General features: G+C 60.7%; 4 protein-coding genes. 2 read left to right on the top strand and 2 right to left on the bottom strand.

The window, feature by feature from the left end; all coding sequences use genetic code 11:
- Positions 1 to 308 precede the first annotated feature (308 nt).
- Entirely contained in the window at positions 309 to 1385 is a 1077-nt protein-coding gene (locus ACR0C5_RS15915; RefSeq protein ID WP_480877812.1) for a DUF2235 domain-containing protein, read from the bottom strand.
- On the bottom strand, positions 1363 to 3654 hold the full coding sequence (locus tag ACR0C5_RS15910) for a xanthine dehydrogenase family protein molybdopterin-binding subunit (protein ID WP_480877810.1): 2292 nt from the start codon (positions 3652 to 3654) through the stop codon (positions 1363 to 1365). The genes ACR0C5_RS15915 and ACR0C5_RS15910 overlap by 23 nt, the downstream gene beginning before the upstream one ends.
- Positions 3655 to 3770: 116 nt before the next feature.
- On the opposite strand from ACR0C5_RS15910, the gene ACR0C5_RS15905 reads away from it, so the two are divergent.
- Positions 3771 to 4502, top strand: a complete 732-nt coding sequence (locus ACR0C5_RS15905) for a dienelactone hydrolase family protein (RefSeq protein ID WP_170770026.1) — start codon at positions 3771 to 3773, stop codon at positions 4500 to 4502.
- A gap of 78 nt (positions 4503 to 4580) precedes the next feature.
- Complete coding sequence (locus tag ACR0C5_RS15900; RefSeq protein ID WP_480877808.1) at positions 4581 to 7733, top strand: valine--tRNA ligase; 3153 nt, start codon at positions 4581 to 4583, stop codon at positions 7731 to 7733.
- Positions 7734 to 7737: the final 4 nt, after the last annotated feature.

Here is a 7737-nt window from a genome sequence, read left to right as displayed (position 1 = left end):
ATGACAGGTGCCCAAAGGTATTCCTCTCCGCCATCGCTCTCGCCGCCACGGTCATCTTCTGGCTATGAAACAAGAACGAGTCCTGACCCTAAGTCCACTTCTGGCTGAAAGCCCCAGCATCTTCGCGGCTGGCTCGATTGCCTCGGGCAGCCCAACTGTCGGTTGGGCAGTTTTGGCGAATTAATGTAGCTTGCTTTTGGCGTTGCCACGAAAACTCCAATTCTGCTTCCCTAAGATGTCTGTTTTGGGCTCGAACCGGACTTTGAAGTGTTGGTGATCATTGGAGCCGTTAGCAAATCGTCAGCCCTTCACTGCGCCGGATGTGATGGCAAATCCGGCATCGGTACCCAGCCCGGCAGATCATCCGGCGAGACCGAGACGTGCAGCCTCTCGGATCGGTCCTTGCCCACTTTCCGGTGCTTGCGCAGCAGGAAAATCTTACCCCAGCCGCGCCATGTGCCCACTGACCGCGCAGCGGTATCGGTAGGGAAGCGGTCGCGCCATCCGTCAGGCAGTGGCAGGCCGTGCATCTCGGCCTTGTCCAGCATCCAGATCAGAGAGATGTTGCTGAGTGGGCGCGCCTCTTCGAACCCGTTCAATTGACCGCCGACATCCCCATGCGTGCCCCGGAACCAGACTTGTTCCACATGGCCCTTGAAATCAGGGGTACATTTCCACAAGACAGGCTCGAACACTTCGCGGGTCTCGTCAAGCGCCATGGCGTGATAGCCGTGGCGGGTGGCCGGGCCCAGCTGGTGGTTGTGAAAGGCGTGGCGTTCTTCGGCCCAGCGCCACAGTAGTGGAAGACGTAGGCCCAGCGCTTTTACCGTGTCCCAGACGCCGACCATCTCAATCGCCACATCCTCGTGGCAGAAGGCTTGCCGGAATTCAGCCGCGGCCTTGCCGTTAGCGTTGCACTCATAGTGACGATAGGCCTGCTTGATGTTCCGCTCGGTCGCGTGTTCGGCCTTGAGCAACCCGATCAAGTCGATCACCCCGGCAAGGCTGCGCACCCCGTAGGCTCCACGCGAATAGCCGATGAAGTAAATCCTGTCGCCGGGTTTGTAGCGCGACGCCAGATAGCCGTAAGCACGCCTGATCTGGCGGTTGATCCCCCGCCCCATCATCACGTCCAGCGAGGACTTCCAGCTGTCCCACTGCACCCCGGCTTCGTAAAATACCGAGACCTTGCTGCCCATCTCGCAACACAGACGCAAGGTCTGACCCGCGTGGGTCTCTCGGCCCGGTTCCAGTGTCGACATAGTCCCGTCGAGGATAATCACATGGCTGATCGGTTCACGGTGCCGCGACTCGGCTGAGTGTTCGGACCGCAGAGGCCGTCCGAGCCATCCCAGTACCTTTCTACTCAGCCGCGACAGATCCATGCGTCAGCAACTCCCATACTCTTTGAGGTGTGAAAGGCATATCTGCCTGTCGCACCCCGTGATCCCAGAGCGCATCCTGAACCGCATTTGCCACTGCGGCCAGCGCGCCCACGGTGCCTGCCTCACCGCATCCCTTCATCCCCATCGGGTTTGAAGTTGACGGAACCGGCGCCGAGGTAAACTTAATCATGGGTATCTCGGCGGCGCGCGGCAAGGCATAGTCCATCAACGAAGCCGTGAGCAGTTGCCCCTGCGCATCATGCACAACACGCTCGGTTAGCGCCTGTCCGATCCCCTGGACCACACCGCCATGTACTTGCCCTTCGGCCAGCATCGGGTTGATAAGGTTACCAAAATCATCGACCACTGTATAGCGGTCGACCCAGGTTTCTCCGGTGCAAGAATCAATGACGATTTCGGCAACATGTGCGCCATTGGGATAGCTGCGCGCATCCAGGTTGGCGCGCGCGTGATGTTGCAGCAGATCAGTACGGCCATCGGCGCGGGCCATATCCGCGGCCTCGGTCAGGGTGGGCGTCAGGTTCGACCCCGGCGCGCGAAAGGTTTCGTGATCGAATGTCACATCGCTTTCCTCCACCCCCATCTTATCAGCCAGATAGGGCGTGAATGCGGCGATCATGACGTCGATTGTCGCCAGTGTGGCTGTGCTTTGCACCGTAACGGACCGAGACCCACCAGTACCGCCACCATGAGGAAGTTGATCGCTGTCGCCCTGCACCACATTGATCCGGTCCACCGGAATCCCGGTCTGATCTGACAGGAAATGGGCATAAACCGTCTCATGCCCCTGCCCGTTCGATTGGGTGCCGACATAGAGGTTCACGGTGCCATCCTCGCAGAACTCCACTTTCGCGTTCTCGGAAGGGTCCCCCAAAATACTTTCGATATAGTAACATAGGCCCTGCCCGCGGATCAGGCCGCGTTCGGCATCGGCGGCCTTGCGGGCGGCAAATCCCGCAGTCTGTTCGCCCGCGCGGGACAGGATCATGTTGAAGTCGCCCACATCATAGGTCTCGCCGGTGGCCGAGGTGTAGGGAAACGCCTCGGGGCGGATGAAATTCTTGCGGCGCAGCTCCCACGGGTCCACGCCCAGTTCGCGCGCGGCGCGGTCCATGACGCGCTCTAGCACATAAATCGCCTCGGGGCGGCCCGCACCGCGATAGGCATCGACCTGTGTGGTGTTGGTAAAGAACCCTTCGACCCGCAGATAGGTCGTCTGGACGTCGTAAACGCCCATCAAAACTTTGCTAAACAGGCTAGTCTGAATCGCCTGCCCGAAATGACTGTTATAGGCACCCAGATTGATCTTGCTGTGAACGCGATAGGCCGTGATCCGGTGATCGGCATCAAAGGCCAGTTCGGCCAGCGAGGTCAGGTCGCGGCCATGATGGTCGGACAGCATCGCCTCGGACCGGTCGGACATCCAGTGCACGGGTTTGCCCAGCTTCTTCGCTGCGACCGCAGTGCAGAAATATTCCGGGTAGGGCATCACCTTCATACCAAAGCCGCCACCTACATCCGGAGTGGTGACGCGGATGTCTTCAGGCTCAACCCGCAGCTTTTGCGCCAGTTGAGCGCGCATGGCCCAAACCCCCTGTCCGCCATAAGCAAAATGCAGGCGACCATCGACCCAGTTGGCCTGACAGCCGCGCGGCTCGATCGAGGCAATGATGACCCGATTATCCACCACATTGAGCGATACAGTATGCGCCGCAGCCTGAAACGCGGCCTCGGTCGCGGCCTCGTTGCCCAGACCCCAGTCAAATGCGCGATTATTCGGCGCTTCGGGGTGCAAGGTCTCTCCGCCCGCATCCACGTCCAGCTTGGCGGGGCGTTCGTCAATCTCGACCAAGACCAGTTCGGCGGCGTCACGGGCCTGGGCTTGAGTGTCAGCAATAACCACCGCGATCGGTTCGCCAACAAAGCGCACCCGGTCGGTCGACAGCATGTGACGCGCAGGCGCTGCTGCGGGCGATCCGTCCCGGTTCTTGACCGTCGCCGCATTGATCACGGTGTCGATCTCGGCCTCTTTCAAATCCTCCAGCGTCATCACCAACCGAACCCCATCAGCTGCGCGCGCCGCGTCCAGATCAAGCGCCGTGATCACCCCATGCGCCACCTGCGAGCGGACAAACACGGCGTGCAGGGCACCTTCTGGTACAACGTCATCCATGTAGTGCCCCTGCCCGGTCAGAAACCTCTGATCCTCGGTCCGTTTGACGGGCTGGCTTCTGCCGAATTTTTCCATGGGGCGACCCTCCTGCGCGGTTCCGAAGGCGACCCTAGCCCGAGTGTGGGCGATGTCCAGAAAAAGACAGGGGTTTGGACTTTAAGTTCTGCGGGATTCCGATAGCCTCAGACCCCATGACCTGGACACATGATACCGTTTTCCCTTTCTCTGCCGCGATGACGAGCGGCAAGACCGCAACCCATGACGTTTATGCCGGGGGCGAAGGCCCACCCATCCTGATCCTGCAGGAATTGCCCGGGATTGGGCCGGAAACGCTGGATCTGGCCAAACGCCTGAACGGGGCGGGGTTTCGTGTCTACCTGCCGCATATGTTCGGCACCTATGGCAAAGTCACGATGGGCCGCAACATGGCCCGCTTGTTTTGCGTCCGGCGCGAGTTCAACATGTTCCTCAAAGGCCGTCAGAGCCCCATTGCGGGCTGGATGCGGTCGCTGGCGGCCGAAATCAAGTCCCGCGACAACGCAGCAGGCGTGGGTGTCATCGGTATGTGCCTGACCGGCAGTTTCGCTCTGACCCTGATGGCTGAGGACGCGGTTCTGGGCGGCGTCGCCAGCCAGCCAGCCTTGCCGGTCTTTGGCGGCGATACACTGCACATGAGCTCCGATGACATCGCACAAGCCCGTGCGGGCATGGCCGCCAAAGGTCCGGGGCTTGCGATGCGATACGCGGATGACAAGCTGGCCCCGGAACGGCTGATGCGCGCGCTACAAGACGGCTTTGGTGATGACCTTGAGACACAGGAATATGAGGGCAAGGATCACTCTCTGCTGACGCTGGATTTCCACGAACCGGCCTATCAGAGGGTGCAGGATTACTTCCGTGCCCGATTTGCCCAGGCCGGATAGCACACGCACCCTTCCCCTTCCTGCGCGCATTCGCTATTGCAATCGCTGACCCGAGATTGATGACGCAGGACGCACCCCATGGCGATGGAAAAGACATTCAACGCGGCCGAGGCCGAGGCCCGCATCTACGAGGCCTGGGAACAGGCCGGAGCCTTCAAGGCGGGCGCGAACCGCTCGCGCGACGAAAGCTTTACCATCATGATCCCGCCGCCCAACGTGACGGGTGCGCTGCATGTGGGGCACGCGTTCAACAACACGTTGCAGGACATCCTGACCCGCTGGCACCGGATGCGCGGGTTCGACACGCTGTGGCAGCCCGGACAGGACCACGCCGGTATCGCCACCCAGATGCAGGTGGAAAAGATGCTGGCCGCCACCGGCCAACCCGGTCGCCGCGAACTGGGGCGCGAGGCGTTTCTGGACAAGGTCTGGGAATGGAAAGGCGAATACGGCGGCACCATCATCGAACAGCTTAAACGGCTGGGCTCCAGCTGTGACTGGTCGCGCAATGCGTTTACCATGGCGGGCGCACCGCGTGACCCGCGCACTGGCCACGAAAATTCTGCGAATTTTCACGACGCGGTCATCAAGGTTTTCGTCGATATGTACGAAAAGGGCCTGATCTATCGCGGCAAGCGGTTGGTCAACTGGGACCCGCACTTTGAGACCGCGATCTCGGATTTGGAAGTCGAGAACATCGAAACGCCCGGCCACATGTGGCACTTCAAATACCCGCTGGCCGGGGGCGAGACCTATACCTATGTCGAAAAGGACGAGGACGGGAACGTCGTGCTTGAGGAAGAGCGCGACTATATCTCGATCGCCACGACCCGCCCCGAAACCATGCTGGGCGACGGCGCGGTTGCGGTTCATCCGTCGGATGAGCGGTACGCGCCAATCGTCGGGAAACTCTGCGAAATCCCGGTTGGCCCGAAAGAGCATCGCCGTCAGATCCCGATCATCACGGATGAGTATCCCGATCCCGATTTCGGCTCGGGCGCGGTAAAGATCACCGGCGCGCATGACTTCAACGACAACATGGTCGCCAAGCGCGGCGGCATTCCGATGTACCGCCTGATGGACACCAAAGGCGCGATGCGGGCCGATGGCGCGCCTTATGCCGATGAGGCCGACAAGGCACAGGAATACGCGCGTGGTCGCGAATTCACCGAGAACGAGATCGACGCGATCAACCTGATCCCCGATCACCTGCGCGGCCTCGATCGGTTTGAAGCGCGTGCGAAAGTCGTCGAAGAAATCACCGCCGACGGTCTGGCCGTGATGACCCGCGCCGATGATCCGCGTCTGGGCACCAAGCTGGGCGAGGATGACGACCCGGCGGCGCTGGTCCCTCTGGTCGAGAGCAAACCGATCATGCAGCCCTTCGGCGACCGATCGAAAGTCGTTATCGAGCCGATGTTCACTGACCAGTGGTTCGTCGACGCCGAAAAGGTCGTCGGCCCTGCGCTGGATGCGGTCAAGGAAGGCACGGTCAAGATCATCCCGGAGTCGGGCGAAAAGACCTATTACCACTGGCTGGAAAACATCGAGCCCTGGTGCATCTCGCGTCAGCTGTGGTGGGGCCATCAGATTCCAGTTTGGTATGGGCTCGATCTGTCGGCCGAGAACTTCAAGGATGACGAAAACGACGGCAACCTTGATCTGGTCGAATTGGGCCGTTTGCTGAACGAAGGCGGCATGCTGCATCGTGGCAATGTCATGGAATGTGCCGCAAGCCTTGAGGCCGTCACTGAAAAATTCCTCGACGATAACGCTGACATTCCTAGCCCTTTGAGCCACGCGACGGTCATCGAAGTCGCAGACAAGCATGAAGCGATCCATCAGTTCGCTGAAAGCCTTGCCCATTACGCGGTCGAACAAGACCCGACCAAGCTGGTCTATCCGGTGTGGCGCGACCCCGACGTCCTCGACACGTGGTTCTCCTCCGGCCTCTGGCCCATTGGCACGCTGGGCTGGCCCGAGCAGACCGAGGAGCTGGAACGCTACTTCCCCACAGACGTTCTGATCACCGGCGCGGATATCCTGTTCTTCTGGGTCGCCCGGATGATGATGATGCAACTGGCCGTGGTGAATGAAATCCCGTTCCACACGGTCTACCTGCACTCGCTCGTTCGCGACGAGAAGGGCAAGAAGATGTCCAAGACCACCGGCAATGTCATCGACCCGCTGGAAATCGTGGACGAGTTCGGTGCCGACGCGCTGCGCTTCACCAACGCCTCAATGGCGGCCATCGGTGGCGTGCTGAAACTGTCCCGTGACCGCATCACCGGCTATCGCAACTTCGGCACCAAGCTGTGGAATGCCGTCCGCTTTGCCGAGATGAACGAGGTCTTCACCGATGCCGTGCCGCAACTCGATGTGGCCGACCTGAAACCCAAGGCGGCCGTAAACCGCTGGATCATCGGCGAAACCGCCCGCGTGCGGGCAGAAGTCGACTCGGCGCTGGAAAGCTATCGTTTCAACGACGCCGCCAACGGGCTTTATGCCTTTGTCTGGGGCAAGGTCTGCGACTGGTATGTAGAGCTGTCGAAACCTCTGCTGCAAGGTGATGACGCCGAGGCGCAGGCCGAGACCCGCGCCACCATGCGCTGGGTTCTGGATCAATGCATGGTCCTGCTGCACCCGATCATGCCCTTCATCACCGAGGAACTCTGGGGCCTGACCGGCGACCGCGCAAAAATGGTCGTCCACGCCGACTGGCCGACATATGGCACCGAACTGGTCGATGCCGATGCGGATCGTGAGATGAACTGGGTGATCTCGGTCATCGAAAACACCCGCTCGGCCCGTGCCCAGATGCGGGTTCCAGCGGGGCTCTACGTGCCGATGCTGGTGACAGAGATCGACGATCACGGCCAAGCCGCATGGGACCGCAACGAGGCGCTGATCAAGCGTCTGGCCCGGATCGACAGCCTGACCAAGGCCGATGCGCTGCCCAAAGGCACGATTTCCATCGCCGCCCCCGGCGCGTCCTTCGGCCTGCCGCTGGCGGATATCATTGACATCGGTGCCGAAAAGGAACGGCTGGAAAAAGCCAAAGGCAAGCTAGCCAAGGAACTGGGCGGTCTGCGCGGGCGTCTGAACAACCCCAAATTCGTGGCCTCGGCCCCGGAAGAGGTTGTCGAAGAAGCCAAAGCCAACCTCGCCGCCCGCGAAGAAGAAGAGGCTAAACTGAACGAGGCGCTGGCCCGTTTGGAAGAAATAGCCTGATCTT

The organism is Ruegeria sp. N8, assembly GCF_056531325.1.
The sequence above is the reverse complement of the archived record's forward strand: the minus strand, read 5'-3'. Positions and strand labels throughout refer to the sequence as shown.

Coding starts and splice junctions, on each gene's coding strand:
- ACR0C5_RS15915 (WP_480877812.1), bottom strand. CDS start 1,385: ATGGATCTGTCGCGGCTGAGTAGAAAGGTACTGGGATGGCTCGGACGG.
- ACR0C5_RS15910 (WP_480877810.1), bottom strand. CDS start 3,654: ATGGAAAAATTCGGCAGAAGCCAGCCCGTCAAACGGACCGAGGATCAG.
- ACR0C5_RS15905 (WP_170770026.1), top strand. CDS start 3,771: ATGACCTGGACACATGATACCGTTTTCCCTTTCTCTGCCGCGATGACG.
- ACR0C5_RS15900 (WP_480877808.1), top strand. CDS start 4,581: ATGGCGATGGAAAAGACATTCAACGCGGCCGAGGCCGAGGCCCGCATC.